We start from the raw sequence: 25,888 nt of genomic DNA, 5'->3' as shown, positions 1-25,888 counted from the left end.
CGATTCCAGAGCGTCTGCTATCCGCTATGCCGGAAGAAATCGATGAAGGCGCGTAATGCCGGTCGCATCTGCCTGCGGCTCGGATAATAGAGATAGGGACCGGCATAGGGTGCGCACCAGTCTTCCATGACACGCTCCAGCTGTCCTTCGGCGATCGCGGTCTCGACCCGGGAGAGAAAGAGATAGGCAAGGCCGGCGCCGCCGATCGCCGCCTTGATGATCGGCCTGTCCTCGCCGAGGATCAACGGGCCTTCGACCGATACCGTCAGCTCCTCGCCGTCCTTCTCGAACTCCCAGCGATAGACCGTGCCATTGGAGAAGCGCCGGCGGATGCAGCGATGCTGAGCGAGATCGCGCGGATGCTGCGGCCGGCCGTAGCGCTCGAAATAGTCGGGCGACGCGACAACGGCACTTTCGAGCTCCGGCCCGACTTTCACCGCGATCATATCGGCTTCCAGGCTTTCGCCGAGCCTGATGCCGGCGTCGTAGCCCTCTTCGACGATGTCGGTGAAGCCGTCCTCGTTGGCGATTTCCAGGACGATCTCGGGATAGAAGTTCAGGAAGGCCCCGAGCCGGGGCGCGAGGATGAGATCGGCGGCAAACCGCGGCGCCGTGATGCGCAGGTTGCCGGCGGGACGCTCGCGGGCATCGGCGGCGGCTTCCAATGCATGGGCGATCTCCTCCAGTGCCGGCGCCAGCCGTTCGAGCAGCTGGCGCCCCTCCTCCGTCGGCGCGACGCTGCGCGTGGTGCGCGCCAGAAGGCGGATGCCGAGGCTCGCCTCGAGGCTGCTGACGGCATGGCTTACCGCTGATGGCGCCACGCCCAGTTCTCGGGCGGCCCCGCGAAAGCTGCCATGGGCGGCAACGGCGGCCAATACCGCGAGTTGGGAAAGCTGCGTTCTGTTCATTGATCGAAATAATAGAACAGCCTGTGAGAATTGACAGTGATTTTCAGCCGCCGCGCACAGCCCTATTCTTCAGTCGTCGCCAACATCGGAACGAAGCGAGGAGTTCGCCGCATTGGCACGGAGGAGCCGTCGCTCGCCTATACGGAGCGCATCGGCGGCACCCATCACAATTCACGCCTCGGACGATAGACGTGCCCTCCCCGCGCGCTGGTTCCGATGCGTGGCAGCCAGACAAGGAAACGACATGAAGACCCGCAAACTCGGGAATGACCTCACCGTCTCCACCATCGGCCTCGGATGCATGGGCATGAGCTTCGCCTATGGCGCCACGGACGAGGCGGAATCGATCCGCACGCTCCACCGCGCGGTCGATCTCGGCATCACCTTCTTCGACACGGCCGAAGTCTACGGCCCGTTCGAGAACGAGAAACTGCTCGGCAAGGCGCTCGGTCCGCTCCGCGACAAGGTGACGATCGCCACGAAGTTCGGCTTCCGCATCGAAGCCGGCGCGCCGGCAGCGCAGGCGATCAGGGGCGTCGACGGACGGCCGGAGCATGCGAAGGCGGTGGCGGAGGCCTCGCTCAAGCGGCTCGGCACCAATGTCATCGACCTCTACTACCAGCATCGTGTCGATCCGGAGGTGCCGATCGAGGACACCGTCGGCGCCATGGCCGAGCTGGTACGCGAGGGCAAGGTGCGGACGATCGGCCTCTCGGAAGCAAGTGCCGCCACCATCCGCCGGGCCCACAAGGTTCATCCGATCGCCGCCGTTCAAAGCGAATACTCGCTGTGGTCGCGTGACCCGGAAGAAGACGTGCTTGCCACCTGCCGCGAACTCGGCATCGGCTTCGTGCCCTATAGTCCGCTCGGACGTGGCATGCTGACCGGTGCCTTGCGCAAGGCCGAGGATCTCGAAGCCGACGATTTCCGACGCTCGCTGCCGCGTTTCCAGGCGGAGAATTTCGACGCCAATATGCGGCTCGTCGAGACACTCCAGGCGCTGGCCGAGGAAAAGGGCGTCACCGCCGCTCAACTCGCGCTCGCCTGGGTCGTCAACCAGGGCGATTTCATCGTGCCGATCCCCGGCGCCCGCAAGCTCGACCATCTGGAGCAGAATGCTGCGGCCGCAGACATCACCCTCACGGCCGGGGAATCCCGCCGTCTCGCCGACGCTCTCTCTCCGGCATTGGTCGCCGGCAAGCGCTACACGGACGCCTCGCTGGCGCTCACCAACCGTTGAGCCAGAGCGTTTCCCGGTGAAGCGGAGTCGTGGAAACGCTCTATCTCTTTGTATCCACCGCATTTCCTGACAGAAGACCGCTTCGCACTTTTCCTGGAAATGCTCTATTCCTCCCCGCCTTCCATGAAGGGCGGGGAGCTCCCCATCGAAATTCCCACCGGACGCACTACCTCTCAACCAACGGCAACAAATCTGGAGGAGCGGGAATGTCCGACGAGCAGGCGATCAGCGCGGTGGTGCACCTCTATGTCGACGGCATGGCCTTTGCCAACGAGGGCGCTCTGCGCAAGGCGTTTCACCCCGATGCGGCGATTATCGGCAACTACAACGGCGCGCTCGAATGGACGACGCGCGAAGGCTTTATCAAGACGATCGTCGAGGCGGGGGCTGCGCCACCCGGAACCCAGCCGGAGATGGACGTGCAGAGGATCGATATCACCGGTGATGCCGCAACCGTGAGAGTGATCGACAGTTTCGCCGGCGAACGCTATTCCGACCATCTGGCGCTGGTGAAGATCGACGGGCGCTGGGTGATCGTCAACAAGGTCTTCCATCAGCACGCGTCATGATGGCAATCCCGCAGAAAACCAAGCCGACGGGTAGGCTCATCAGCATCGACCATATCCAGCTTGCCATGCCGGCGGGCGCCGAGCCGGCGGCACGCGGCTTCTACGGCGGTCTCCTCGGCCTCATGGAGGTAACGAAGCCGGCCAATCTTCTCGCGCGCGGCGGCTGCTGGTTCGAGCAGGGCGATATCCGCGTGCATCTCGGCATCGACCGAGACTTCAGGCCGGCGCGCAAGGCGCATCCGGCTTTCCTCGTCGACGATCTCGACCGCCTGACGCTGCGGCTCGAAGCGGCCGGCGTGACGATCGCCGAGGACGAACCGCTTGCCGACTACCGCAGATGTTATGTCCACGATCCCTTCGGCAACCGCATCGAACTGATGCAGCGCCTGGACTGAGTTCGAACGAAAAAGGGCCGCTGCAATCCAGCGGCCCTTTCGATTGAATGCTTTGTCCAGGATCACGCCCGGAGCACACCGCCCGTCGATTTCGTCACATTGGCGACAATCTTGGCGGTGAGCGCCTCGAAGTCCTCGTCGGTCAGGGTGCGCTCGACCGGCTGAATGGTGACTTCGATGGCGATCGACTTCTTGCCTTCGCCGAGCGAGGCGCCTTCGAAGACGTCGAAGACGCTGACGCCCGTCACCAGCTTGCGGTCGGCGCCCGAAGCCGCGCGCAGGATGGCGCCGGCTTCCACCGTCTTGTCGACGACGAAGGCGAAGTCGCGCTTCACCGCCTGGAACGGCGAGAGATCGAGCGCCGGCTTGGTGCGTGTCGCCTTCTTCTTCGGTTCCGGCATGGCGTCGACATAGATCTCGAAGCCGCACAACGCGCCCGAAACGTCAAGCGCTTCCAGCGTCTTCGGGTGGAATTCGCCGAAGGTGCCGAGAACGATCTTCGGCCCGAGCTTGATCGTGCCGGAACGGCCCGGATGATACCAGGCGGGACCGCCCGGCTCGAACTGGACATTGCCCATCGGCACGCCGCAGGCTTCGAGTACGGCAATCGCGTCGGCCTTGGCATCAAAGACGTCGACCGGCTTGCCGCCACCCTTGGCCGCATTCGACCAGAGACGGCCGGCGCCGTTCAGCGAGGCCGTGCCGCGGCGGATGCCGCCGGCAACGCGGCGCTGGGTCTCAGGCGTATCGCCCTCATAAGTGCCGGAGACTTCGAAGATCGCGACGTCGCCGAAGCCCTTGTCGGCATTGCGCTGGGCAGCGGTCAAGAGGCCCGGCAGCAGCGACGGGCGCATGTCCGACATGTCGGAGGCGATCGGATTGGCGAGCTTCAGCGCCGGCGCACCGCCGCCGAAGAGCTTCGCCTGTTCCTCGGAGATGAACGACCATGTGACCGCTTCCAGCATGCCGCGGCTTGCAAGTGCGCGCTTGGCAAGGCGGGTGCGGATCTGCAGCGTCGTCAGGATCGTGCCGTTGACGGTGCCGTGGCTCGGCAGCGGAGCGGCGACGATGTTGTCGACGCCGTGGATGCGCATGACCTCTTCGACGAGGTCGGCCTTGCCGTCGACGTCCGGTCGCCAGGACGGAACCGAGACCTTGAACCGGTCACCGGAACCTTCGACGCCGAAGCCGAGCTTCTTCAGGATCGAGATGCTCTCTTCCGAGGAAACCTCGAGGCCGGTCAGGCGCTTCACTTCGGAAACCGGGAAGTCGACGATCTTCGGCGTGTGGCCGGCATAACCGACCACTTCCGCCTTGGCCGCCTTGCCGCCGCAGAGTTCAAGAACCAGCTCCGTGGTACGCTCGAGGCCCGGCACCATGTATTCCGGATCGACGCCGCGCTCGAAGCGGTAGCGGGCATCGGTGATGATGCCGAGCGTACGCCCGGTCTTGGCGATGTTCATCGGATCCCAGAGCGCCGACTCGATCAAGACGTCGGTGGTGTTCTCGTCGCAGCCGGAGTGCTCGCCGCCCATGACGCCGCCGATCGATTCGATCGCCTTTTCATCGGCGATGACGACGTTGTTGGGGCCGAGCTTGTATTCGCGCTGGTCGAGCGCAAGCACGGTCTCGCCTTCCTTGGCGCGGCGGACCGTCAGGTTGCCCTTGACCTTGGCGGCGTCGAACACGTGCATCGGCCGGCCCTGATCGAAGGTCATGTAGTTGGTGATGTCGACCAGTGCGTTGATCGGGCGCAGGCCGATCGCCAGCAGGCGCTGCTGCATCCACTTCGGCGACGGGCCGTTCTTGACGCCGCGCACCAGGCGCAGCGAGAAGCCCGGGCAGAGATGCTTGTCTTCGCCGAGGTCGAGCGTGAGCTTCACCGGTGTTTCGCCTTCGACGGCGAAGGACGGCGCCTTACGCGCCTTGAGCGTGCCGAGGCCGGAGGCGGCGAGGTCGCGCGCAATGCCGTAGACGCTGGTGCAGTCCGGCCGGTTCGGCGTGAGGTTGATCTCGATCATCGGATCGTCGAGGCCGGCATAGGCGGCATAACTCGTACCGACGGGCGCATCGGCAGGCAGGTCGATGATGCCGTTGTGATCGTCGGAGATCTGCAGCTCCTTTTCCGAGCACATCATGCCGCGGCTTTCGACGCCGCGGATGGTGCCGACGGCAAGCGTCACGTCGATGCCGGGCACGTAGGTGCCGGGTGCGGCAAAGGCGCCGACGAGGCCGGCGCGCGCATTCGGCGCACCGCAGACGACCTGGATCGGAGCGCCCGAGCCGGTGTCGACCATCAGCACGCGAAGCTTGTCGGCATTCGGATGCTGCTCGGCCGAGACGACCTTGGCGATGACGAAGGGCTTGAAGGCGGCCTTGTCGTCGACGTCTTCCACTTCGAGCCCGATCATCGTCAGGCGGGCGCAGATTTCCTCGAGCGTAGCGTCGGTTTCAAGGTGGTCCTTGAGCCAGGAAAGCGTGAATTTCATGATTTCACCTGTATCCTCGAGCATTTCCGGCTTAAATCGAAGCGCAGAAACGCTCTATCCCTTTGTTTTTCGCATTTCCGGATGGAAAACCGCTTCGCACTTTTCCTGGAAATGCTCCTTTCTGCGCGATCAGGCCGAAAGACCGCCGAACAGCGTCGGCATGTCGAGCGGGCGGAAGCCGTAATGGGTCATCCAGCGAACGTCGGCGTTGAAGAAGTCGCGCAGGTCCGGCATGCCGTATTTCAGCATGGCGATGCGGTCGAGGCCCATGCCCCAGGCGAAGCCCTGGTACTCGTCCGGATCGAGCCCGCCCGCGCGCAGGACGTTCGGATGCACCATGCCGCAGCCGAGGATCTCCATCCAGTCGGTACCTTCGCCGAACTTCACGATCGGGCCGGAGCGGTCGCACTGGATGTCGACCTCGAAAGACGGCTCGGTGAAGGGGAAGAAGGACGGACGGAAGCGCATCGTCACCTGATCCACCTCGAAGAAGGCCTTGCAAAATTCTTCCAGCACCCAGCGCATGTTGGCGACATTCGCCGCCTTGTCGATCACCAGGCCTTCGACCTGATGGAACATCGGCGAGTGAGTCGCGTCGGAATCCTGGCGATAGGTCTTGCCGGGGATGATGATGCGGATCGGCGGCTGCTCAGCTTCCATGGTGCGGATCTGTACCGGCGAGGTATGCGTGCGCAGCACCTTGCGCTCACCCTTCTCATCGGGATTGAAGAAGAAGGTGTCGTGCATCTCGCGGGCCGGATGGCCCTCGGGGAAGTTCAGCGCGGTGAAATTGTAGTAGTCGGTCTCGATATCCGGGCCTTCGGCGATCGAGAAGCCCATGTCGCCGAAGATCGCAGTGATCTCGTCGACGATCTGGCTGATCGGGTGAATGCGGCCGCGTTCGGCCGGCGACGAGCGGACAGGAAGGCTGATGTCGACGGTCTCGCGTGCCAGGCGCTCGGCGATCGCCTGGTCCTTCAGTGCCGCCTTGCGGGCGGCAATCGCCTCGGCGACCGTGTTCTTCAGCGCGTTGATCTGGGCGCCGCGGGTCTGGCGCTCCTCGGGCGTCATGGTACCGAGCGTCTTCAGGAGCTCGGAGATCGAGCCCTTCTTGCCAAGCGCATTGACACGCACCGCCTCGATCGATCCTTCATCGTCGGCGGCATGGATATCCGCCAGCAGTGTCCGTTCCAGTGTTTCCAATTCGCTCATTCTGTCCTGCCTCGATGCGGGAATGGGTTCGGTTCTATATCGGCTCTACTGCATGTTTCCTTCAATCGCACCGATTAAAGGTCAAAAACATGCATCACTTCAAAGTGCTACAGCGACCTTTGCGCGTCTGATAAGACGCGCGGCGCTGTAGTCTTCAGGAATGTGATCGCGCCGCGGTCGCGAAGAATGCCTGTGCAAAGACGCAAGCACGACCAAGCCGGAGGCCCGCCCGAAGCATCGTCGGATGAGGGAACCGGGGCAGTTCCTTTCGAAGGTCTCGCATGTTCATCTCGCGAAATAAGAAAAACCCGCGCCAGCCCTGCCAGCGCGGGTTTCCCAACGAATTTTAAGTACGGTTTTGGGAAAACGCTGGCTTAACGGACAGCGCTTTCAAACTCGTTTGCCGTGCCGGCTTCCTTGAGATAGGCAAGCGCCTTCTTGGAAGCTTCGACGAGGGCGCCGAATGCTGCCGGCTCATGGATCGCCATGTCGGACAGAACCTTGCGGTCGACTTCGATGCCAGCCTTGTTCAGGCCGTCGATGAAGCGGCCGTAGGTCAGGCCGAATTCGCGGACGGCAGCGTTGATGCGCTGGATCCAGAGAGCGCGGAAGTTGCGCTTGTTGACCTTGCGGTCGCGGTAAGCGTACTGCTTCGAACGATCAACCGCTGCCTTGGCGGCGCGGATGGTGTTCTTGCGGCGGCCGTAGAAACCCTTGGCTGCCTTGAGCGTCTTCTTGTGCTTGGCGTGGGCGGTAACGCCGCGTTTTACACGTGCCATGTCATGATCTCCTTAACGTATCCGATGTGCCTGAAAGTCTTAGAGACCGTTCGGCAGGTAGTTCTTGACGACCTTCTTGCCGTCGGGCTCGGCGAGAACCATGGTTCCACGCGCGTCGCGGATGAACTTGTTGGTACGCTTGATCATGCCATGGCGCTTGCCAGCAGCCGCTGCACGAACCTTGCCGGTCGCGGTGATCTTGAACCGCTTCTTGGCAGACGATTTCGTCTTCATCTTGGGCATTTTGCTACTCCATTGTTTTTTAAAATGCGAAACGAACAGACGAGGCTCGTTTCCAGCGTTAAGAACGGCCACGGCATGCCCTGCCGGACCGTTCGGACGGGGGCTTATAACCGCACATCCGGAAAAGCGCAACTGCGGAATCGAAGATGGGCCGCAAGCCGTGGCTGAATACGCCCCACCATTGTCCGACGTATCGCGAACACGTTGTCCCTAGGCGGGACCGCGCGGCCGCCGATGGCCACCACCGGTGTCGAATATCAACACGGCCTCGAGGCCGCCCAGCGACGACTGCCCGAGCGACAGCACCGCGCCATAGGCGTCGGCGATATCGGCACTGATCGCAAGTCCGAGGCCGGTGCTGGCGGCGTGATTGCCCTCAGTATCCTCGCCATGGGCGCCGCGGCGCAGGACCTGTTCCCGGTCCCCTTCGGCAACGCCGGGGCCGTCGTCGCCAACGGCAATGCGCACACGACCGTCAGCCGCCTCCGCCGAGAGCCGGATGCGGGTCCGCGCCCATTTCGCGGCATTGTCGAGCAAATTGCCGAGGCATTCCGCCAGGTCGGCCGGATCGAGGTCAAGCGAGATCGACGGATCGATCTCGACTTCCCAGACGACATCGCGCTCGGCCGTTATCGGGCGCAGGACGTTGACCAGCTTGCCGCCGAGGCTGGCGATCGACGTGGTTGCCATGCGCTCGACGCCCATGCGGGCCGCCTGAAGCTGGCGATCGGCGCGCTGGCGCACCAGATCGACCTGCTCGAGTGCGATCCGCCGCTCTTCCCGCGGCAGGCTCTCGGCAAGCTGGGCAATCACGGTCAACGGCGTCTTCAGACCGTGGGCAAGATCGCTGGCACGGGCGCGCGCTTGCGCCAGAGCTGCCTCGCGCTCGGAAAGCAGCAAATTGATCTCGGCGATCAGCGGCTGTACCTCGGTGGGGCCGGCCGAGCCAAAATCCTTCTCTTCGCCGGAACGAACGCGGGCGGCCTGCTCACGCAAGCGGACCAGCGGCGAAAGCCCGACCGCACCCTGTAGAAACGCAGCACCGGCGAGCACGAAGGCGGTTGCCACCAGCATCAGCCGGATCTGGCTGTGAAAGGCGGCCAGCGCATCATCGAGTTCGCCGCGCGCAAAGCCGGCGGCAACGGAGAACCGTCGCGCATCCGGCCCCTCACCGAAAGTCAGCGTCTGCTGGTGGACCAGCACAGATGCCCCGTCCGGACCTTCTACCTCCAGGAAGCCGAGGTGGTGGGGCGCCGACGGCCGATCGCGGTCGATCACCGTGTCCCATAAAGAGCGCGAACGGATGGGAGCGCCGTTGTCGCGCGTAATCTGCCAGTAGCGTCCGCCGGCAGGCAGGTTCAGCCGCGGATCAGCAGGCTCGCGCGGCAGGACGATTTCGCCGCCACGCACCGCCACCTGGGCGGCAATCGTATCGACCAGCGTCGCCATTTCCGCGCGATAGCGGCCGACGACGTAATCGGTAAAAAGCCTGCTCAGGGAGAGCCAGACCACCAGCAGCACGAGGCCTATGGCGATCGATGCGCCGATAGCAAGCCTCAGCCGCAGCGAACGGATCATGCCGGGCCGTCCGGCAGAACGTAACCGAAGCCGCGCCGAGTCTCGATCGCGCCGCTTTCCGTCTTCTTGCGCAGGCGGGCGATCATCGCTTCGACGGCGTTCTTGGCCGCATCGTCATCGCGTCCCTGAACATGGCTCGCCAGTTCAAGCGGTGTGACGACCTGGCCCTTGCGCTCCACGAAGAGCGCGACCATCCGGTATTCGAGCGGGCTGAGTTCGAGCGGCTCTCCATCGAAGGTCACACGGCGCGTCGCCTCATCGAGCGTGAAGCGCCCGGCTGCGCGTACCGAGGTGACGCGAGGGCCGGCACGCCGCAACAGAGCTCTCAGCCGCGCCAGCAGTTCCTCCGCTCGAAAAGGCTTCGGCAAATAGTCGTCCGCACCGGCATCGAAGCCATCGACGCGCTCCATCCAGGAGCCCCGCGCCGTCAGGACCAGCACCGGCGTCTCCAGCCCGGCCTGGCGCCAGCGCTTGAGGATCGACAGCCCGTCCATGCCCGGCAGGCCGAGGTCGAGGATGATCGCGGTATAGTTTCCGCTTTCCCCTCGCTCCCAAATGTCCGGCCCGAGGGCGAGCGTATCGACGCCATAGCCCTCCGCCTGCAGCCTGCCTGTCACGTGGGCTGCGATGTTGGGATCGTCCTCCGCCAGAAGAATGCGCATGCCGCCCTCAGAAACCGAAGATATTCATAAATTTTCCGGTGCGCGCGTTGATGCGCAGGTTGCGGATCGTCCCCTGCCGGTCACGCGTGCGCAGCCGGTAAACCTCGCTGCTGCCGGAGCCTCTGAGATCAACGCCGATGACCCTGCCATACTTGTCCTCGTCGACGAGCCGGAGAACATCCTTCAACGGCAGAATGTCGCCTTTCTCGACCGCGGCGCGCGCGCGCTCCTGGTCGCTGCGGCGATTGCCGCCGGCCGCGGCGCCAGCGCTTTCGCCGTCATCGTCGTCATCATCGCCGTTGCCACCGCCCTTGTTGCCGCGATCGTCATCGTGGTCATCGTCGCCGCCCTGGTCACCACCGCCGCTGCCACCGCCGCCACCGCCGCCATGCGAACCACCGCCGTTACCGGAATCGCCATCCTCGGCCAGAGCGCCCAAGCGGCCGGGCTGCGGCGCAAGCGAAAGCAGGAGCGAGCAGCAGAAGAGCGCAATCAGGTCTCGTCGTGTCATCGCCATGGCGCCATCCGGTCGCGATCGCCTCTTCGATTTGGGTTCAGGGTCATTTTCCTAAGCTTAGCGCATCTCCAGGCCGGCCCGCGAGGGAGCGGGGTGTCAGCCTACGCCAGCCGTCGCCACAACGCCAGTTGCGCGCATACCCCCAGCGCCACGTTGGCACGGGGGCATGCGCTGGCCGGGTCGAGCCGCCGGGCGGGCTGGTGGCGGTCGACCTTCGCTCCGGCGCATGGTGCGGGGCTAATGCGCCGGGCAAATTCCAAACAGATCAGGGCGCCGGCCTGATGGAAACGCTGGTGATCGGTCCTGGGTTACGGCGGAAATCACCGCGGTGCGGCTCCACCGTCACGACGCGAACACCATGTTCGAATTCCACTTCGACCTCGAGCACACGGCCGAGATCGTCGACGGCGATCAGCGACCCGTCGCGCAGGCCGCGAAGGCTTTCCTCGGAAACGCGCAGTTCGACCTCGGGACGATCGCCGGCATCCCGGAAGTCGTCGTCGTTGAAATCATCGCCCTCGCCGTCGTCATCCCGATCAACGTCATGCCGATCGTTGTCGTCGCGATCATCGTCATCGCGATCTTCCGACCCGTCGTGACCGCGGCCACCGTGATCATCACCGCCATGATCGTCGCCTTCATCGTCATCGGCCAGGGCTGCCGTCGAGAACGGATGCGCAGGACCACTTGCGATTACCGACAGGCCGATGGGCGCTGAAACGAGGCTGCAGAGACCGACCGAGGAAACAAGCAGGGCTTTTCGCAGCGCTGAACTCATCATCTCCAGTCCTTGTCCCGTTGCCTTTGCACGAAGAATGGCATCCGTTTGCTGACAGATCGCTGAGGATGGCTGTCAGCATTCTGTCAGAAAGCGCCGGCACGACGCCGCAACGAAAAAAGCCGCCCGGAAGGCGGCTTTCATCGGATCGGTCTTGCTATCGACGGCAGCGACGGCTCAGCGCGGCGCCAGAACCATCATCATCTGACGGCCTTCCAGCTTCGGCTCGGCCTCCACCTTGGCGATCGCCTGGGTATCGTCCTTGACCTGAAGCAGGAGCTTCATGCCCAGTTCCTGGTGGGCCATTTCGCGGCCGCGGAACTTCAGCGTGACCTTGACCTTGTCGCCGTCCTCGAAGAACCGGTTCATCGCCTTCATCTTCACGTCGTAGTCGTGCGTGTCGATGTTCGGGCGCATCTTGATTTCTTTGATTTCGACGATCTTCTGCTTCTTGCGCGCTTCGGCCGCCTTCTTCTGGTTGGCGTATTTCAGCTTGCCAAGATCCAGAATCTTGCACACCGGCGGTTCGGAGTTCGGTGCGATTTCTACCAGATCAAGACCGGCCTCTTCCGCCATGCGGAGCGCCTGGTCGATCGGCACGACGCCGATATTCTGGCCTTCGGCATCGATAAGCTGAACCCGGGGAACCCGGATTTCCTTGTTTGAGCGCGGCCCCTCCTTGACTGGGGCGTCCGCTTTGAACGGTCTGCGAATGGTCGTACTCTCCTCGAGCTATTTCCGAAATGTAGTTAATTCGATCATCGGCGCGATCACAAACGAAGCGCCTGAATCTGTCACCGACGGCAATGTGTGAATTGCGGCGCCAGAGTCAATAGCACGGCTTGCAAGGAAAATCACCACCTGTCGATACCAAGGCGAATCTGTTTTAGAAAGAAAATCGCCAGCGAAACCGGCCTTTGGAGAGAAACGCATGCAGGATACGCCAGCCGAGACGGAAATCAGCTTCATCGACGTCGGCGTGTCTGCGGCCGGGCGCAGGATCGCGATGCGCGTGCGCCACCCGGCGAAGCCATCGGGACAGCCGACGCTCGTCTGGCTCGGTGGTTACCGCTCGGACATGACCGGCACCAAGGCGGTCGAGGTCGAGCGCTACGCCATCGAACGGGGTGCGGCCTGCGTTCGGTTCGACTATTCCGGCCACGGCTCCTCCGGCGGCGCCTTCACCGACGGCACGATCTCGCGCTGGCTCGAGGAGAGCCTTGCGGTCATCGATCAGGCGGCGCCGGGCCGCGTCGTACTGATCGGCTCGTCGATGGGCTGCTGGATCGCGCTGCGCGCCATCCAGGAGCTCAGGCGGCGTGGCGACGGATCGCGCGTCGCCGGCCTCGTGCTGATCGCGCCGGCACCGGATTTCACCGCGGAACTGATCGAACCCAACCTGACGGAAGCGGAGAGGACCTCGCTTGCCGAACGCGGCTATTTCGAGGAACCCTCCGAATATAGCCCGGAGCCGAACATCTTCACCCGCGCCCTCATCGAAGACGGGCGCGCCAACCGGGTGCTCGACGGCACGATCACCACCGGCTGCCCGGTGCACATCCTGCAGGGCATGCGCGATCCCGACGTGCCCTATACCCATGCGCTGCGGCTGATGGAGCACCTGCCCTCCGACGATGTCGTCATGACGCTCATCCGCGACGGCGACCATCGCCTTTCGCGTGAAGAAGACATCGCTAAAATGAAGCAGGCCATCGGCACGATGCTCGCCTGAGCCTCGGGCGGAAAAACCGCCCGCCCCTTCCGCCACGACTTTCCCAAAAGCCTGTCCAGCGCCGCAGATCTCCTGCGGCGCAACGGTTTGCGCGCGCACAGCCCCGCCTTTAACCATAAAACCCGATGCGCCGATTCCGGCGATTGACTCTGCAGCGCCGACGTTATTAACTCTTTATTAACGATTAGAGCAGCAGCGGGGACGATCCTAAAGAAGCTGCCTTCAACTCAGGATTGCGCGAATACGTCCGGACAGGAAGAGCCCGGCATACCGCGTTGCAGGGGATATGTATGGCGTCTTGGACTGGGGTTAAGGGAAGTATCGCGGCGTTTTGCGCACTTTTCATTTCAGCAAACACGGCAATTCCTGCACAGGCAGGTTCCTCTCCATGGATGCAGACCGGCTCCGCCACGTCACAGCCGATCGGTCACTATGAGTTCTGCCAGAAATACAAGAGCGAATGCAACGTGCGCTCCAAGGGAACGGTTGCTCCGCGCGTGACCGAACGCGGCTGGGCCGCCATCCGGCAGGTGAATGCTGCGGTCAATCGCGAGATCATGCCGGTCACCGACCTGGAACTGTACGGCCGGGACGAGGTCTGGTCCTATCCTGACAACGCCGGTGACTGCGAGGACTTCGTGCTCGAAAAGCGCAAGCGTTTGATGAACAAGGGCTTCTCGGCGAGCGATCTCCTGATCACCGTCGTCCGCAAGCCCGATGGCGAAGGCCATGCGGTGCTGACGGTGCGCACGTCGCAGGGCGACTTCGTGCTCGACAATCTCGAGAACGGCGTCAAGCTCTGGACGCAGACACCCTATCGCTATCTGAAGCGTCAGGCCTCGAACCACAGCGGCCGCTGGGTCACCATCGAAAACGGCGCGGAAGTCGTCGTCGGTTCGGTCGGCAACTGATCCGGAGCAAAGTACAGGGTTTCAAAAAAGGGCCGGTCAGACCGGCCCTTTTTCACATCCATCGCTCGCCCGTCACGCGTTGCCGATCAGAATGCCGGCCGCGAGCACCAGACCACCGCCGAGCACCACCTGGAATGCCGCCCGCAGGAACGGTGTCTCCATGTAGCGGTTCTGGATGAAGGCTATCGCCCAGAGCTCGAAGAAGACGATCACGGCCGCGGTAACGGTCGCCGTCCAGAAATGCGGGATCAGATAGGGCAATGCGTGGCCGAGACCGCCCAATGCCGTCATGATGCCGGAAGCGAGGCCGCGCTTGATCGGCGAACCGCGGCCGGAGAGCTTGCCATCGTCGTGGGCGGCCTCGGTAAAACCCATGGAAATGCCGGCACCGACGGAGGCCGAAAGACCCACCAGGAAGGTCTGCCAGGTATCCTGCGTCGCGAAGGCGGCGGCAAAGATCGGCGCAAGCGTCGAGACCGAGCCGTCCATCAGGCCGGCGAGACCGGGTTGAACGAAAGTCAGGATGAACTGACGGCGCGAGGTCTGGTCCTCCTCGGCGCGCACAGCTTCGGGCGTATGCTCCTCACCAAGCCGGCGTGCCAGCGACTCATGCGACTTCTCGGCAATGGCGAGATCGCCGAGCAGCTTGCGTGTGGCGGCATCCTGGGTTCGCGCCGCCGCCTCGACATAGAAGCGGTGCGCCGTCTCCTCCATCGCTTCGGCTTCCTCGCGCGCCTTTTCGATCGGCATCTCGGCAATCAGCCAATCGGGCTTGCGCTCCGGAAAGTCGCGCACGTGTTCGCGCCGGATGAGCGGAATGCGGCTGCCGAAGCGCTGCACATGCAGATCGATCAACCACTGCCTGTGGTGGCTTTCCTCCTCCGCCATCTCCTCGAACACTTTTGCCGAGTGCGGATATTGCCGCCGGAGCGCGTCGGCATAGGCGAGATAGATGCGCCCGTCGTCCTCTTCGGACGAGATTGCGAGCGCCAGGATTTCCTGCTCGCTCAAGGAAAGAAAAGGGCGCTTGGACCGGGAGAAGAGACTCGAAAACATTGAGAGAAAACCTTCTTTAGAATAATTCTAAAAATAGAAAGCCAAGTCGGCACCGTCAAGGTCAAAGCCATGCAAACATGCGACAATCTCTCGACAGAGCGTCGCGGCTCAGCCACCATGCGGGGTCACGACGTCAGTCCCCTCCCTTCCCGGAGCGATCGCCTCGATGAGGACCATCTATCCGCTTTCAGAAAGCAAGGACACGTTGCTGGATCGTCTCGGCGCCAGGCTTGCCGCGCGCCTGCAGGCGCAGACGTCCGGCTATGAGCCCTATACCCCTTCCGATCAGGAAACCCTGGCGCGCACGCTCCGCCCGGGCGACGTTCTCTTGATCGAGGGCAACCAGAAGGTTTCGGCCGCGATCAAATATCTGACGCAATCGACCTGGTCGCATGCCGCCTTCTTTGCCGGCGACCAGATGCCGCTGACGCTCGATCAGGCAACGCTGCCGGTCATCGAGCGGCCGCAACTCATCGAGGTCAATATCGGCGAGGGCTGCGTTGCGGTGCCGCTGAAGAAATATGCCTCGTTCAACACGCGCGTCTGCCGGCCGATCGCATTGACGCCGGATGATCGCACGGCGCTTGTCGGCTTCATGATCTCGCGGCTCGGGATGAAATACGACCTGAAGAACATCCTCGACATGCTGCGCTATTTCATGCCGACGCCACCGGTGCCCGTGCGCTGGCGCCGGCGCCTGCTGGCCTTCGGCTCCGGCGATCCGACGCGGGCGATCTGCTCGACGCTGATTGCGGCCGCCTTCGAGCAGATCCGCTACCCGATCCTGCCCGAGGTCACCCGGGCGCCCGGGCGGGCCGCGGCGACCTCGACCTATTCGCGCGAGGAGATCCTGCACATCCGGCACCACTCGCTCTATACGCCGCGCGATTTCGATCTCTCGCCCTTCTTCGCGATCGTGAAGCCGACGCTCGAGTTCGGCTTCGACTACAAGCGGCTGCGCTGGCATGGCGACAGCGATCGCCCGTTCAAAGGTTGAGGGTAAGCGCCTGTTCGCGGGCCATGAAATCGCGCTGACGATCGGTGATGTAGTCGCGCACGATCGGCGCCGCATCGCGCGAGCGCGAGAGCTGCATGTGGAAGACGAGCTGGCTGCCGGTGCGGAACATCATCTCGGCGCTGATCAGGTAGAACTCCCACATGCGGGCGAAGCGCTCGTCGTAGAGGGCGATCACCTTGTCGCGGTTCGCCTCGAAGCGCGCGCCCCAATGGGCGAGCGTCGTCGCGTAATGCACCCGCAGGAATTCGAGATCCGTGACCCAGAGGCTGTTGCGCTCGACGACCTCGAAGACCTCCGAAAGCGCCGGCGAATAGGCACCGGGGAAGATGTATTTCCGAAGCCAGGGGCTCGCCATGCCGGGCGGGCTCATATGGCCGATCGAATGCAGCACCGCGAGGCCGTCGTCCGGCATCAGCGCGTTCAGCTTCTTGAAGAATTCGTCATAGTGATGCACGCCGACATGCTCGAACATGCCGACCGAAACGATACGGTCGAACGGCCCCTGGACATCGCGATAGTCCCTAAGCTCGAAGCGCACCCGGTCCGACAGCCCGGCCGCGCGCGCCCGTTCCGTGGCCAGCGCCTGCTGTTCCTTGGAAAGGGTCACGCCGAGCACCTGCACATCCGCAAGCTCGGCAAGGTACATCGCGAGATCGCCCCAGCCGCAGCCGATATCGAGCACCTTCATGCCGGGTTCGAGGCAGAGCTTGGCGGCGAGCAGCCTCAACTTGTTGCGTTGCGCCTTCTCGAGCGTCTCGTTGGGTTCGCGGAAATAGGCGCAGGAGTAGAGCATGTTCTCGTCGAGGAACAGCTTGTAGAATTCGTTGCCGAGATCGTAGTGATGCGCGACGTTCTGCTGCGCCTTACCCTTGGGGTTTGCCTGCTGGCGCTTGCGGAAGCGCATCTTCACCGCGCGCAGGAGCTTCTGGATCGGGTAGGAGCCGAGTGAAAGGCGGTTGATCGAGAACAGCGTCAGGAAGTCCCTGAGCGTCGAGCCCTCCTCGAAGCGCATGGTGCCGTCCATATAGGCTTCGCCGGCGGCGAGTTCGGCATTGAAGACGAGGCTGCGGTAGAGCTTCCTGTCGGTGAGCCGCATCGTCACTTCGGGCCCGGGCGTGCCGGAAAAGACGTGCCTTTTGCCATCGGCGTCGATCACCGTCAGGCGACCCTTGCGAATGAACGACTTCATCATATGCGACAATGGAAACATGCAGGCCCTCTCGTGACAAACCGTCGTATTGGCAGCGGCCGCATCCTAGCACCCGTTTTTCGAAATGCGCTCCTTAAATTTCTGGTTGCCGATCGCGGCTCCCGAAACGAAAACGGGGACGGCCGCTTTCGCTGCCGTCCCCATCCAATACGACTGGCTTAGGCCTCAGTCCTTGGCACGCTCGACGTAGGAGCCGTCTTCCGTCGCGATGACGACGCGGGTGCCGGCCTGGATGTGCGGCGGAACGAGCGTGCGAACGCCGTTCGACAGAACCGCCGGCTTATAGGACGACGACGCCGTCTGGCCCTTGACGACCGGTTCGGTCTCGGTGATTTCGAGGATCACGTGGCGCGGCAGGTCGATGGCGATCGCCAGGCCTTCGTGAATCGAAAGCATGACCGCCATGCCTTCCTGCAGGTAAGCCTTGAGATCGCCGATGTCTTCGGCGGTCATGACCAGCTGGTCATAGCTTTCCGGGTTCATGAAGTGGAAGCCTTCTGCGTCTTCATAGAGGAAGGTGTGCTCGCGGTCTTCGACGAAGGCGCGCTCGACCTGCTCGGTCGTACGGTAACGCTCGGAGACCTTAACACCATCGGAAATGCGGCGCATGTCGACCTGGGTAACCGGCGTACCCTTGCCCGGGTGAAAGTTCTGCGCGGTAAGTACGACATAGAGCTTGCCGTCGACGTCGAGAACGTTGCCCTTACGGACAGATGAAGCGATGACCTTGACCATTAGTCTTCCTTGTAACAGAGGTATGCGCGACACGACGGGCCGGAAACACTGGCCCTGAAGGAGGCGGAAAGAAGGATTTCGCGCCGCCACTACCCTAATTTCGTGCAAATAGCCAGCCTGAGCCGGCATCTGCGCGAAGAAAGCCTGGACTGAACCGATCATGTCGCATGCCTCACCCTGGTGGACACCCGATGTCCATGCCGACCGGCGCCCGTTTCTTCTCGGCCGCAACCGGATCCAATCGGCATTGCGCCGGTTCTTCGAGACACGCGATTTCATCGAGGTCGACACAGCGACGCTGCAGGTCTCGCCCGGCAACGAAGCGCATCTGCACGCCTTCGCGACAGAGGCGCTCAACCACGACGGCTCCAGCCATCCTCTCTACCTGCACACCTCGCCGGAATTCGCCTGCAAGAAGCTGCTTTCCGCCGGCGAACGGCGCATCGCCTGCTTTGCCCATGTCTACCGCAACCGCGAGCGCGGGCCGCTGCATCACCCCGAGTTCACCATGCTCGAATGGTACCGCGCCGGCGAAAGCTACGAGGCGCTGATGCGCGATTGCGCCGAGATCCTGGCGCTCGCGGCGGAGACTACCGGCACCAGGCAGTTCACCTTCCAGGGACATGCCTGCGATCCCTTCGCCACGCCCGAGCGCCTCAGCGTCGCCGAAGCCTTCGAGCGTTTCGCCGGCATCGACCTATTGGCCTCGATCGCCGCCGACGGCGAAACCGACCGCGATCGCCTCGCCTCGGCCATGATGACGGTCGGCCTGCGGGTCGCGTCCGATGACACCTGGGCGGATCTCTTCAGCCGCGTGCTCGTGGAAAAGGTCGAGCCGCATCTCGGCTTCGGCCGTGCGACGATCCTCGACGAATATCCGACAGCAGAAGCGGCGCTGGCGCGGCCGGCCGGGCGCGACCGGCGGGTCGCAGAACGTTTCGAGCTCTATGCCTGCGGCGTCGAGCTCGCCAATGCCTTTGGCGAGCTGACCGACGCAGCGGAGCAACGCCGGCGCTTCGAGATGGAGATGGCCGAAAAGGCACGCGTCTACGGCGAAACCTATCCGCTCGACGAGGATTTTCTGGCGGCGCTCGCCATCATGCCGCAAGCGAGCGGCATTGCGCTCGGCTTCGACCGGCTGGTGATGCTGGCAACCGGTGCGTCTCGCATCGACCAGGTGCTCTGGGCACCGGTGGCGGAGACGCAGCCGTGAACGTCCACCGCCCGATCAAGACCGCGCGCGAGCTGGTGGAAGCCGGTCTCGTCGACAGCTCCCGGGAGACCGCCATTGCCGCGGTCGCCGAGCGCTATGCCGTCGCGATCAGCCCTGTCATCGCCGACCTCATCGACCCGAACGATCCTTCGGACCCGATTGCCCGGCAGTTCGTGCCGGATGCGGCCGAACTGACGCTGCTTCCCGAGGAGCGCGAAGACCCGATCGGCGACAAGCCGCATAGCCCCGTCACGGGCATCGTGCACCGCTATCCGGACCGCGTGCTCTTAAAGGCCGTGCATGTCTGTCCGGTCTATTGCCGCTTCTGCTTCCGTCGCGAGATGGTCGGGCCGCAGGGGCTTGGCACGCTGACGCCGGCCGAACTCGACGCGGCGATCGCCTACATTGCTGATCATGAGGAAATATGGGAAGTGATCCTCACCGGCGGCGATCCGCTGGTGCTTTCGCCGCGACGGCTAACCGAGCTCATGGAGCGGCTGAAGCCGATCCCGCATGTGAAGATCGTCCGCCTCCACACGCGGGTGCCGGTGGTCGAACCATCGCGCATCGACGCCGACCTGATCGAGGCGCTGAAATCCAGCGGCAAGGCGACATATGTGGCCCTGCATGCCAACCACCCGCGCGAGCTGACGCAAGAGGCGCGCGCCGCCGCGGCGCGCCTGATCGATGCCGGCATCGTCATGATCAGCCAGTCGGTGCTCTTGAAGGGCGTCAATGACGATGCGGAGGTATTGGCCGCGCTGATGCGCGCCTTCGTCGAAGCCCGGATCAAGCCCTATTATCTGCACCATCCGGACCTGGCACCGGGCACCAGCCATTTCCGCCTGACGATCGAGGAAGGCCAGGCGCTGGTCGCCGCCTTGCGCGGCCGGGTCTCCGGCCTCTGCCAGCCGACCTATATCCTCGACATTCCCGGCGGCCACGGCAAGGCGGTGATCAGTGCGGCGGCGATCGCCGCCGACGGCGGCGGCTGCTACACGGTCACCGACTTTCGCGGCGGCGAGCACAGCTACCCGCCGAAAGGCTGATACGCGAGAAATCGCGTCTCGCCAACCTATTGAAACTTCATCAAAATATCTGGAAGCCACATTTTTCTTGGTGCCTTGCGCGGAAAAATCGCGAAGGCGCGTCACAGGTATCCTGCGTCAATCGTCACATGGTCATAAGCAACACGACAACGATGGAGTTGAGACCATGACCGATACGAAAGCCGTCCGCTACGAACAGGAAATCCCCGATGTGCTCGGGGCGCTCGCCGATGTGCACAAGACCATGGACCTGCACGGGCTCGACCGGACGATCCACAATCTCGTGCAGCTTCGCGCCTCGCAGATCAACCGCTGCGGCTTCTGCGTGAAGATGCACACCAAGGAATCCCGTGCCGAAGGCGAAAGCAGCGAGCGGCTCGACCGCATTATCGTCTGGGACCAAGTCAATGATTTCACGCCGCGCGAGAAGGCAGCACTTGCCTGGACCGAAGCGCTGACGGAACTCGAACCGCGCACCGATTTCGCACCGCTCCGCGCCGAGCTGCGCCGGCATTTCAGCGAAAAGGAGATCAGCGTCATCACCTCGACGGTGGCAATGATCAACCTTTGGAACCGCATCCAGATTTCGAGACACTGACATGAACGACAGGCAGCACATGCAGATCTTCGAGGAAGCGCGCCCGCGCCTTCTCGGCCTCGCCTATCGCATCCTCGGTTCGCGCGCGGATGCGGAGGATGCGGTGCAGGACACCTTCCTGAAATGGCAGGAGATCGATCGCGCGGCGATCGAAACCCCTGCGGCCTGGCTGACGACCGCGTGTACGCGCCGCTGCCTCGATCTCTTGAAGGCCGCGCATCGCAAGCGCGTCGACTATGTCGGTGCGTGGCTGCCCGAACCGATCCACACGGCGAGCGAGGACAACGCCGAAGAGAAGCTGGCGCTGACCTCTTCGCTGACGACGGCGTTCCTGCTGATGCTCGAACGGCTGACGCCGAAGGAGCGCGCCGCCTATCTGTTGCACGAGATTTTTGGCCAGCCCTATGACGAGGTGGCCGAAACCTTGGAAATGCAGGAGGCGGCCGCCCGGAAACTGGTGTCGCGTGCCAAGACGAATATCGGCCTGGAGAAAGCCCGGCACCAGACGCCGCGCGAGCGGCAGGACGCGTTGCTGTCGGCCTTCCACCAGGCAATCCACGGCGGCAGTGTCGCTGGGCTTTCAGCCCTTCTTTCGGCCGACGTGAAGCTGACGGCCGACGGCGGCGGCAAGGTGGCAACCATGCTTGGCGTGCTCTCCGGCAAGGAGACGGTGCTCGCCTTCATCATCGATCGGCTCACCGAATACTGGGCGCACTACGCCTGGGAAATCGGCGACATCAATGGCGGCCGCGGCATCGTGCTTCGGGACGAAGCGAAAAACGAGATCGCCGCGACGGTCGCCTTCGGCTATGACGGTGAAGGAAACGTCGACGACATCTTCATCATGCGCAACCCGGACAAGCTCACGCATTTTGGCGAGGCTGCGCTCCACTGACATAGCGGCACCGCCGAAGCGAACGCGATCTCCCGATACCGGATGAGCCGGTGCGCGTCCGCCGCGATGCCCGCGTGAGGTACTGACATGCTTGAAAAAACACCCGCTCCGCAACAGAAAACCGGCTGGCGCGCGCTGCTGACAGGCGAAAACGCCGTGCACTCGCTCGTGCTCAGCGGCGGCGTCGCGCTGCATGCGCTCAACGTCTATGTGGTGACGACGATCATGCCGTCGATCGTGCGCGAGGTCGGCGGGCTCGAATATTACGCCTGGAGCACCACCGTCTTCGTTGCCGCTTCCATTCTCGGCGCCGCATTGTCGGCGCGGCTGCTCGGTGCCGTTGGCGCCGGTGGTGCCTATGCGATCGGCGCGCTCGTGTTCGGCTTGGGGACGCTGTTCTGCGCCACGACCCCTTCGATGGCGATGCTGCTTGCCGGCCGCGCGATCCAGGGCTTCGGCGGCGGCCTGCTCTATGCGCTCGCCTATGGCGTGATCCGGCAGGTGTTCCGGCCCGAACTCTGGACCCGCGCCATCGGCCTGATTTCGGCAACCTGGGGAACGGCGACCTTGATCGGACCGGCAATCGGCGGCATGTTTGCCGAGTTCGCCACCTGGCGCATGGCTTTCTGGTCGCTGCTGCCGCTGACGGCGCTGCTTGCCGCCCTCGCCTTCTCGACGCTGCCGCGCAAGGCCACCGCCGAAGACGGGCGCACGCCGCTTCCGCTGCTGCAACTCCTGCTTCTGGTCGGCATCGTACTGGCGCTTTCGGTTGCGAGCACGCGCACCATGGCGCTCGAACAAATTGGCTGCGTCGGAGCCGCGATCTTCCTGTTCCTGAGCCTGTTGTTCGTCGAGCGTCGTGCGGCGGGCAAGCTTTTGCCCTCCGGCAGCTTCACCCTCACCTCCCCGCTGGCCGCCCTTTATGGTACGATCACGCTGCTGATGGTCGGCCTGCAGCCGGAAATCTATGTGCCGTACCTGCTGCAGGAACTGCATGAGCTGTCGCCGCTGGTGGCCGGCTATATCGCAGCGCTGATGTCGATCGGCTGGACGGCAGGATCGATGACGAGCGCCCACTGGCACGGAGAGCGGGCGAAGAAGACGATTTTTGCCGGTCCGGCCTTCGGTTTCATCGGCCTGACCCTAATCGCCCTGTTCATGCCGATTGCAGGCGCAGAGTTCCTTGTCATCGCCGCACCGCTCTGCATCGGCATCATCGCGGTCGGCTTCGGCATGGGTTTCGCCTGGCCGCATATCGTCACGGCGGTTTACGAGTTCGCGCCAGTGGGCGAAGCGGAGAAGGCATCGAGCTCGATCACCACGGTCCAGCTCTTTGCCGCAGCACTCGGCGCGGCGCTTGCCGGGCTGACCGCCAACCTCGCCGGCATTGAGTCGTCGTCGCAGGGCGGCGTGGCACTGGCGACGGCCTGGCTCTTCGGTCTGTTCGCGCTGCTGCCGGCACTGGCGGTGCTGACGGCGAGGCGCGTATGGCGCGCAAGACGAGCGGCGGGCTAGGCCTTGTCGGGTATTGCGGCCCGCCGAAACGACAGTGGGCCGCGACGCAAGGACTGCGGCACCGCTGACCCGTTCGACGGCGCCGTGGGGAGGAGACGATGGAAGCCGAGAGCATCGGCCTTCATGGCGTGCGCGAAACGTTGCTGATCACGCTCCGGGCGAAGGCTGCGGAGAGCGCGTTTTCCGATTCCCTTCTGCGCGATCGCTTTGCGGCCGAGCTGATGCGACGCCTCGACGGCAAGGCGAAAGCGCCTGATGTCGGGCACGACATGACGATCGGCATTGCGGTTCGCGCCTATCTGCTCGACCGATGGACTCGAGCCTTCATCCAAAGCCACCCCGATGCGGCCGTGCTCAATCTCGGCTGCGGCCTCGATACACGGATTCTCCGGCTCGATCCGCCTTCTTCCGTCGCCTGGTTCGAGGTCGACTTTCCGGATGTGATCGCCTTGCGGCAGCAGCTCTTCCCCGAGCGCATCGGCTGCAGCGCGATCGCCTCGTCCATTACCGAGCGGGATTGGATCGACCGCATCCCCGATGACCGGCCGACGATCGTCGTCGCCGAAGGCGTGCTGCCCTATCTTCACGACCAGGAGGTGCGCGACCTCATGCGACGGCTTGTCACCTGCCTTGCCGGCGGTGAGATCGTCTTCGACGCCTATAGCCATCTCGGCATCGAGCTTCTGCGCTTCAATCCGTCCTTGCGCGCAACGGGCGCGGAGCTTCGCTGGGGGATCGAAGACGCACGGGCGCTGGAACGGGAGGTGCCCGGGCTGACGCTGCTCGAAGACATTCACGATTACGATGCTGCGCAGATTGCGCGCATGTCGCCGATGGCGCGGATCGCGATTCAGTTCGTCAGCGCGATCCCCATGCTGCGCCGTATGGGGCGCCTGCTGCGCTACCGTTTCAAACAAAGATGAAAGGGGCCGCGCCTCGCGGCGCAGCCCCTCGATAACAAGCAGTCGATGTCTGCCGATCAGGCCTTGATCGGAGCGATCGAGATTTCGACGCGGCGGTTCTGCGCACGGCCGGCTTCCGTTGCGTTGGAAGCGATCGGACGCTCCTTGCCGTAGCCCATGGCCGACATGCGGCGCTGATCGACGCCCTGGCCTGCCAGATAGTTGGCTACCGAGGCGGCGCGGCGCTCGGAAAGACCCTGGTTGTAGGAGGCGCTGCCGGTCGAATCGGTATGGCCGTCGACGTCGATCAACGTCTTGTTGAACTTGCGCAGCACGATCGCCACCGAGTTCAGCGTATCGTAGAAGGCCGGGATCACCTGGTCGCGGTCGGTCGCAAAGGTGATGTTCGACGGCATGTTGAGGATGATGCGGTCGCCGGCGCGGGTCACGGAGACACCGGTGCCCTGAAGCTGGGCGCGCAGCTCCGCTTCCTGCTGGTCCATGTAGTTGCCGATCAGGCCGCCGCCGAGACCACCGATCGCGGCGCCGACGAGGGCTGCGTCGCGCCGGCCTGCGGCACTGCCGCCGACGAGCAGACCGGTCGCGGCACCGAGGCCTGCGCCGATCAGCGCGCCACCGGCCGTGTTCGACATCTTCTGTTCACCCGTATAGGGATCGGTGGTGGTGCATCCCGAAAGATAGATGGCCGCAACAGCCAGAATGGCGCATTTCTTGATCATGGAATCAGTTGTCCCCATTGGTGCTCGAAAGTGCTTCATACTAGCGATTGCGGCAGGAAGATGAAGAGGCGTCCCAATCACGCCATGGTTTAACGGCAAATGCCGTTTCGCCCCATTATGGTGTGCCGGTCGGGCCACACCATAACCGATCCTTCACATGCCCTTGGTAGGACGGGCATCCAGGCGACCAGGATGAAATGTGCGCGGCTTCGCGCCGCCACCTATTGATAAAGACGAGGCAAGGTTTGATGGCAATCGAGTTCGGCGACACGCAACGCAGTCTCAGCGACACGCTCAACGGCATGATTGCCTCCATCCGTGGTGAGACGATCACGCTGCGCGAGCTGATGACGGAGATCGGCGAACAGGGCTTCCTGCTGCTTTGTGCATTGCTCACGCTGCCGTTCCTGTTGCCGGTATCGATCCCCGGCGTCAGCACCGTTTTCGGCGCGGCGATCATCCTGATCTCCGTGTCGGTCACGCTCAACCGCCTGCCCTGGGTGCCGCAGCGCATTCTCGACCGCAAGATCGAGACCGAGAAGTTGGTACCGACCCTGCAGAAGGGGGCGAGCATCGTTTCCAAGCTCGACCGCTACGTGCGGCCGCGCCTCGGCTTCCTGACGCAGGGCGCGGTGATGAATCGCTTCAACGGCCTGATGATCATGGCCGGCGGCATTCTCTTGATGTTCCCGCTCGGGCTCATCCCACTGTCGAACACGCTGCCGGGGATCGCGATCCTCTTACTCTCGCTCGGCATTATCCAGCGCGACGGACTGATGGTGGCCGGCGGTTATCTCTTCCTGATCGCGACGACCGTTTATTTCACCGTGCTCGCCTATATGGCCTTTGCCGCCGGGCAGGGACTTTCGTCCTTCTTCGTCTCCTGACGCGCCCGCGCGCCTCAAAGGCGAATCCGCCCCGGCATGCTGCCGGGCGCGGTCGTG

Annotated in this window: 27 protein-coding genes; 14 read left to right on the top strand and 13 right to left on the bottom strand. The window is 63.5% G+C overall.

Translation table 11 applies throughout. The features are described 5' to 3' along the window. Positions 1-17: 17 nt before the first annotated feature. Positions 18-908, bottom strand: coding sequence for a LysR family transcriptional regulator (locus AC1Z3V_RS18460; protein WP_483500919.1), 891 nt, complete (start codon positions 906-908; stop codon positions 18-20). 244 nt (positions 909-1,152) lie between these two features. Here AC1Z3V_RS18460 and AC1Z3V_RS18455 point away from each other — a divergent pair, with 244 nt between their 5' ends. The 3 genes from AC1Z3V_RS18455 to AC1Z3V_RS18445 all read left to right on the top strand — a co-directional run bounded on the left by AC1Z3V_RS18455 (position 1,153) and on the right by AC1Z3V_RS18445 (position 3,112). Beyond that, positions 1,153-2,148, top strand: coding sequence for an aldo/keto reductase (locus AC1Z3V_RS18455; protein ID WP_483500917.1), 996 nt, complete (start codon positions 1,153-1,155; stop codon positions 2,146-2,148). A 206-nt stretch (positions 2,149-2,354) separates the two neighbouring features. Then, positions 2,355-2,717, top strand: a complete 363-nt coding sequence (locus AC1Z3V_RS18450) for a nuclear transport factor 2 family protein (protein WP_483500915.1) — start codon at positions 2,355-2,357, stop codon at positions 2,715-2,717. Further along, entirely contained in the window at positions 2,717-3,112 is a 396-nt protein-coding gene (locus tag AC1Z3V_RS18445) for a VOC family protein (RefSeq protein WP_483500913.1), read from the top strand. Before AC1Z3V_RS18450 ends, AC1Z3V_RS18445 begins: the two co-directional genes overlap by 1 nt. 62 nt (positions 3,113-3,174) lie before the next feature. On the opposite strand, the gene pheT is transcribed toward AC1Z3V_RS18445, so the two are convergent. The 7 genes from pheT to AC1Z3V_RS18410 all read right to left on the bottom strand — a co-directional run bounded on the left by pheT (position 3,175) and on the right by AC1Z3V_RS18410 (position 10,592). After that, positions 3,175-5,601 carry a phenylalanine--tRNA ligase subunit beta gene (pheT, locus tag AC1Z3V_RS18440; protein ID WP_483500911.1) on the bottom strand — a complete coding sequence of 809 codons (2,427 nt, stop codon included), beginning with the start codon at positions 5,599-5,601 and terminating at the stop codon, positions 3,175-3,177. A gap of 129 nt (positions 5,602-5,730) precedes the next feature. Then, positions 5,731-6,813: a phenylalanine--tRNA ligase subunit alpha gene (gene pheS, locus AC1Z3V_RS18435; RefSeq protein WP_429810792.1), complete on the bottom strand. Its 1,083-nt coding sequence runs from the start codon at positions 6,811-6,813 to the stop codon at positions 5,731-5,733. A gap of 374 nt (positions 6,814-7,187) precedes the next feature. Continuing rightward, the gene (rplT, locus tag AC1Z3V_RS18430; protein ID WP_012710091.1) at positions 7,188-7,592 is read right to left on the bottom strand and encodes a 50S ribosomal protein L20; all 405 of its coding nucleotides are present in this window, start codon (positions 7,590-7,592) and stop codon (positions 7,188-7,190) included. 39 nt (positions 7,593-7,631) lie between these two features. Next, positions 7,632-7,835 carry a 50S ribosomal protein L35 gene (rpmI, locus tag AC1Z3V_RS18425; protein WP_077962740.1) on the bottom strand — a complete coding sequence of 68 codons (204 nt, stop codon included), beginning with the start codon at positions 7,833-7,835 and terminating at the stop codon, positions 7,632-7,634. A gap of 210 nt (positions 7,836-8,045) precedes the next feature. After that, a complete protein-coding gene (locus AC1Z3V_RS18420) occupies positions 8,046-9,413 on the bottom strand; it encodes a sensor histidine kinase (RefSeq protein ID WP_483500908.1) in 1,368 nt (455 codons plus the stop codon). Next, on the bottom strand, positions 9,410-10,075 hold the full coding sequence (locus AC1Z3V_RS18415) for a response regulator transcription factor (RefSeq protein WP_429810790.1): 666 nt from the start codon (positions 10,073-10,075) through the stop codon (positions 9,410-9,412). The genes AC1Z3V_RS18420 and AC1Z3V_RS18415 overlap by 4 nt, the downstream gene beginning before the upstream one ends. 7 nt (positions 10,076-10,082) lie before the next feature. After that, positions 10,083-10,592, bottom strand: coding sequence for a PepSY domain-containing protein (locus AC1Z3V_RS18410; protein ID WP_483500906.1), 510 nt, complete (start codon positions 10,590-10,592; stop codon positions 10,083-10,085). Positions 10,593-10,950: 358 nt separating this feature from the next. Here AC1Z3V_RS18410 and AC1Z3V_RS18405 point away from each other — a divergent pair, with 358 nt between their 5' ends. Beyond that, the gene (locus AC1Z3V_RS18405) at positions 10,951-11,310 is read left to right on the top strand and encodes a hypothetical protein (protein ID WP_483500904.1); all 360 of its coding nucleotides are present in this window, start codon (positions 10,951-10,953) and stop codon (positions 11,308-11,310) included. A 237-nt stretch (positions 11,311-11,547) separates the two neighbouring features. On the opposite strand, the gene infC is transcribed toward AC1Z3V_RS18405, so the two are convergent. Then, positions 11,548-12,084: a translation initiation factor IF-3 gene (gene infC, locus AC1Z3V_RS18400; protein WP_173518054.1), complete on the bottom strand. Its 537-nt coding sequence runs from the start codon at positions 12,082-12,084 to the stop codon at positions 11,548-11,550. A gap of 217 nt (positions 12,085-12,301) precedes the next feature. Between infC and AC1Z3V_RS18395 the strand changes: the two genes are divergently transcribed. Both AC1Z3V_RS18395 and AC1Z3V_RS18390 read left to right on the top strand, forming a co-directional pair. Next, positions 12,302-13,102 carry an alpha/beta hydrolase gene (locus AC1Z3V_RS18395; RefSeq protein ID WP_483500903.1) on the top strand — a complete coding sequence of 267 codons (801 nt, stop codon included), beginning with the start codon at positions 12,302-12,304 and terminating at the stop codon, positions 13,100-13,102. A 290-nt stretch (positions 13,103-13,392) separates the two neighbouring features. Then, a complete protein-coding gene (locus AC1Z3V_RS18390; RefSeq protein WP_429810786.1) occupies positions 13,393-14,013 on the top strand; it encodes a transglutaminase-like cysteine peptidase in 621 nt (206 codons plus the stop codon). A gap of 72 nt (positions 14,014-14,085) precedes the next feature. Here AC1Z3V_RS18390 and mbfA read toward each other — a convergent pair whose 3' ends face one another. Next, on the bottom strand, positions 14,086-15,069 hold the full coding sequence (mbfA, locus tag AC1Z3V_RS18385; RefSeq protein WP_429810785.1) for an iron exporter MbfA: 984 nt from the start codon (positions 15,067-15,069) through the stop codon (positions 14,086-14,088). 166 nt (positions 15,070-15,235) lie between these two features. Here mbfA and AC1Z3V_RS18380 point away from each other — a divergent pair, with 166 nt between their 5' ends. Next, the gene (locus AC1Z3V_RS18380; RefSeq protein WP_483500901.1) at positions 15,236-16,066 is read left to right on the top strand and encodes a C40 family peptidase; all 831 of its coding nucleotides are present in this window, start codon (positions 15,236-15,238) and stop codon (positions 16,064-16,066) included. Here AC1Z3V_RS18380 and AC1Z3V_RS18375 read toward each other — a convergent pair. After that, the gene (locus AC1Z3V_RS18375; protein ID WP_429810783.1) at positions 16,056-17,297 is read right to left on the bottom strand and encodes a class I SAM-dependent methyltransferase; all 1,242 of its coding nucleotides are present in this window, start codon (positions 17,295-17,297) and stop codon (positions 16,056-16,058) included. The genes AC1Z3V_RS18380 and AC1Z3V_RS18375 overlap by 11 nt on opposite strands. 165 nt (positions 17,298-17,462) lie before the next feature. After that, on the bottom strand, positions 17,463-18,032 hold the full coding sequence (gene efp / locus AC1Z3V_RS18370) for an elongation factor P (protein WP_429810782.1): 570 nt from the start codon (positions 18,030-18,032) through the stop codon (positions 17,463-17,465). A 160-nt stretch (positions 18,033-18,192) separates the two neighbouring features. On the opposite strand from efp, the gene epmA reads away from it, so the two are divergent. The 6 genes from epmA to AC1Z3V_RS18340 all read left to right on the top strand — a co-directional run bounded on the left by epmA (position 18,193) and on the right by AC1Z3V_RS18340 (position 24,225). Next, entirely contained in the window at positions 18,193-19,245 is a 1,053-nt protein-coding gene (epmA, locus tag AC1Z3V_RS18365; protein WP_483500899.1) for an EF-P lysine aminoacylase EpmA, read from the top strand. Next, positions 19,242-20,294: a lysine-2,3-aminomutase-like protein gene (locus AC1Z3V_RS18360; RefSeq protein ID WP_483500897.1), complete on the top strand. Its 1,053-nt coding sequence runs from the start codon at positions 19,242-19,244 to the stop codon at positions 20,292-20,294. The genes epmA and AC1Z3V_RS18360 overlap by 4 nt, the downstream gene beginning before the upstream one ends. Positions 20,295-20,460: 166 nt before the next feature. Continuing rightward, positions 20,461-20,892, top strand: a complete 432-nt coding sequence (locus AC1Z3V_RS18355; RefSeq protein ID WP_483500895.1) for a carboxymuconolactone decarboxylase family protein — start codon at positions 20,461-20,463, stop codon at positions 20,890-20,892. A 1-nt stretch (position 20,893) separates the two neighbouring features. Next, positions 20,894-21,787 (top strand): RNA polymerase sigma factor SigJ, encoded by an 894-nt coding sequence (gene sigJ / locus AC1Z3V_RS18350; protein ID WP_483500893.1) that lies wholly within the window; start codon positions 20,894-20,896, stop codon positions 21,785-21,787. A gap of 87 nt (positions 21,788-21,874) precedes the next feature. Continuing rightward, positions 21,875-23,302, top strand: coding sequence for an MFS transporter (locus tag AC1Z3V_RS18345; RefSeq protein WP_483500891.1), 1,428 nt, complete (start codon positions 21,875-21,877; stop codon positions 23,300-23,302). Positions 23,303-23,400: 98 nt separating this feature from the next. Further along, positions 23,401-24,225 (top strand): class I SAM-dependent methyltransferase, encoded by an 825-nt coding sequence (locus tag AC1Z3V_RS18340; protein WP_483500890.1) that lies wholly within the window; start codon positions 23,401-23,403, stop codon positions 24,223-24,225. A gap of 56 nt (positions 24,226-24,281) precedes the next feature. Here the strand turns inward: AC1Z3V_RS18340 and AC1Z3V_RS18335 are convergent, their stop codons facing one another. Next, positions 24,282-24,944 (bottom strand): YiaD family glycine zipper/OmpA-like lipoprotein, encoded by a 663-nt coding sequence (locus AC1Z3V_RS18335; protein ID WP_429810775.1) that lies wholly within the window; start codon positions 24,942-24,944, stop codon positions 24,282-24,284. Positions 24,945-25,192: 248 nt separating this feature from the next. On the opposite strand from AC1Z3V_RS18335, the gene AC1Z3V_RS18330 reads away from it, so the two are divergent. Next, complete coding sequence (locus AC1Z3V_RS18330; protein WP_483500888.1) at positions 25,193-25,831, top strand: exopolysaccharide biosynthesis protein; 639 nt, start codon at positions 25,193-25,195, stop codon at positions 25,829-25,831. Positions 25,832-25,888: the final 57 nt, after the last annotated feature.

It is taken from the genome of Ensifer sp. 38_S197 (assembly GCF_056924495.1).
The sequence above is the reverse complement of the archived record's forward strand: the minus strand, read 5'-3'. Positions and strand labels throughout refer to the sequence as shown.

What these genes read in the sequence shown, in the direction of transcription:
- AC1Z3V_RS18375 (WP_429810783.1), bottom strand. Translation starts at nt 17,297, where the DNA reads ATGTTTCCATTGTCGCATATGATGAAGTCGTTCATTCGCAAGGGTCGC.
- AC1Z3V_RS18390 (WP_429810786.1), top strand. Translation starts at nt 13,393, where the DNA reads ATGGCGTCTTGGACTGGGGTTAAGGGAAGTATCGCGGCGTTTTGCGCA.
- AC1Z3V_RS18335 (WP_429810775.1), bottom strand. Translation starts at nt 24,944, where the DNA reads ATGATCAAGAAATGCGCCATTCTGGCTGTTGCGGCCATCTATCTTTCG.
- rplT (WP_012710091.1), bottom strand. Translation starts at nt 7,592, where the DNA reads ATGGCACGTGTAAAACGCGGCGTTACCGCCCACGCCAAGCACAAGAAG.
- AC1Z3V_RS18340 (WP_483500890.1), top strand. Translation starts at nt 23,401, where the DNA reads ATGGAAGCCGAGAGCATCGGCCTTCATGGCGTGCGCGAAACGTTGCTG.
- rpmI (WP_077962740.1), bottom strand. Translation starts at nt 7,835, where the DNA reads ATGCCCAAGATGAAGACGAAATCGTCTGCCAAGAAGCGGTTCAAGATC.
- AC1Z3V_RS18420 (WP_483500908.1), bottom strand. Translation starts at nt 9,413, where the DNA reads ATGATCCGTTCGCTGCGGCTGAGGCTTGCTATCGGCGCATCGATCGCC.
- sigJ (WP_483500893.1), top strand. Translation starts at nt 20,894, where the DNA reads ATGAACGACAGGCAGCACATGCAGATCTTCGAGGAAGCGCGCCCGCGC.
- pheS (WP_429810792.1), bottom strand. Translation starts at nt 6,813, where the DNA reads ATGAGCGAATTGGAAACACTGGAACGGACACTGCTGGCGGATATCCAT.
- pheT (WP_483500911.1), bottom strand. Translation starts at nt 5,601, where the DNA reads ATGAAATTCACGCTTTCCTGGCTCAAGGACCACCTTGAAACCGACGCT.
- epmA (WP_483500899.1), top strand. Translation starts at nt 18,193, where the DNA reads ATGTCGCATGCCTCACCCTGGTGGACACCCGATGTCCATGCCGACCGG.
- AC1Z3V_RS18405 (WP_483500904.1), top strand. Translation starts at nt 10,951, where the DNA reads ATGTTCGAATTCCACTTCGACCTCGAGCACACGGCCGAGATCGTCGAC.
- AC1Z3V_RS18355 (WP_483500895.1), top strand. Translation starts at nt 20,461, where the DNA reads ATGACCGATACGAAAGCCGTCCGCTACGAACAGGAAATCCCCGATGTG.
- AC1Z3V_RS18445 (WP_483500913.1), top strand. Translation starts at nt 2,717, where the DNA reads ATGGCAATCCCGCAGAAAACCAAGCCGACGGGTAGGCTCATCAGCATC.
- AC1Z3V_RS18455 (WP_483500917.1), top strand. Translation starts at nt 1,153, where the DNA reads ATGAAGACCCGCAAACTCGGGAATGACCTCACCGTCTCCACCATCGGC.
- AC1Z3V_RS18415 (WP_429810790.1), bottom strand. Translation starts at nt 10,075, where the DNA reads ATGCGCATTCTTCTGGCGGAGGACGATCCCAACATCGCAGCCCACGTG.
- mbfA (WP_429810785.1), bottom strand. Translation starts at nt 15,069, where the DNA reads ATGTTTTCGAGTCTCTTCTCCCGGTCCAAGCGCCCTTTTCTTTCCTTG.
- AC1Z3V_RS18395 (WP_483500903.1), top strand. Translation starts at nt 12,302, where the DNA reads ATGCAGGATACGCCAGCCGAGACGGAAATCAGCTTCATCGACGTCGGC.
- AC1Z3V_RS18410 (WP_483500906.1), bottom strand. Translation starts at nt 10,592, where the DNA reads ATGGCGATGACACGACGAGACCTGATTGCGCTCTTCTGCTGCTCGCTC.
- AC1Z3V_RS18330 (WP_483500888.1), top strand. Translation starts at nt 25,193, where the DNA reads ATGGCAATCGAGTTCGGCGACACGCAACGCAGTCTCAGCGACACGCTC.
- AC1Z3V_RS18460 (WP_483500919.1), bottom strand. Translation starts at nt 908, where the DNA reads ATGAACAGAACGCAGCTTTCCCAACTCGCGGTATTGGCCGCCGTTGCC.
- AC1Z3V_RS18345 (WP_483500891.1), top strand. Translation starts at nt 21,875, where the DNA reads ATGCTTGAAAAAACACCCGCTCCGCAACAGAAAACCGGCTGGCGCGCG.
- AC1Z3V_RS18380 (WP_483500901.1), top strand. Translation starts at nt 15,236, where the DNA reads ATGAGGACCATCTATCCGCTTTCAGAAAGCAAGGACACGTTGCTGGAT.
- efp (WP_429810782.1), bottom strand. Translation starts at nt 18,032, where the DNA reads ATGGTCAAGGTCATCGCTTCATCTGTCCGTAAGGGCAACGTTCTCGAC.
- AC1Z3V_RS18450 (WP_483500915.1), top strand. Translation starts at nt 2,355, where the DNA reads ATGTCCGACGAGCAGGCGATCAGCGCGGTGGTGCACCTCTATGTCGAC.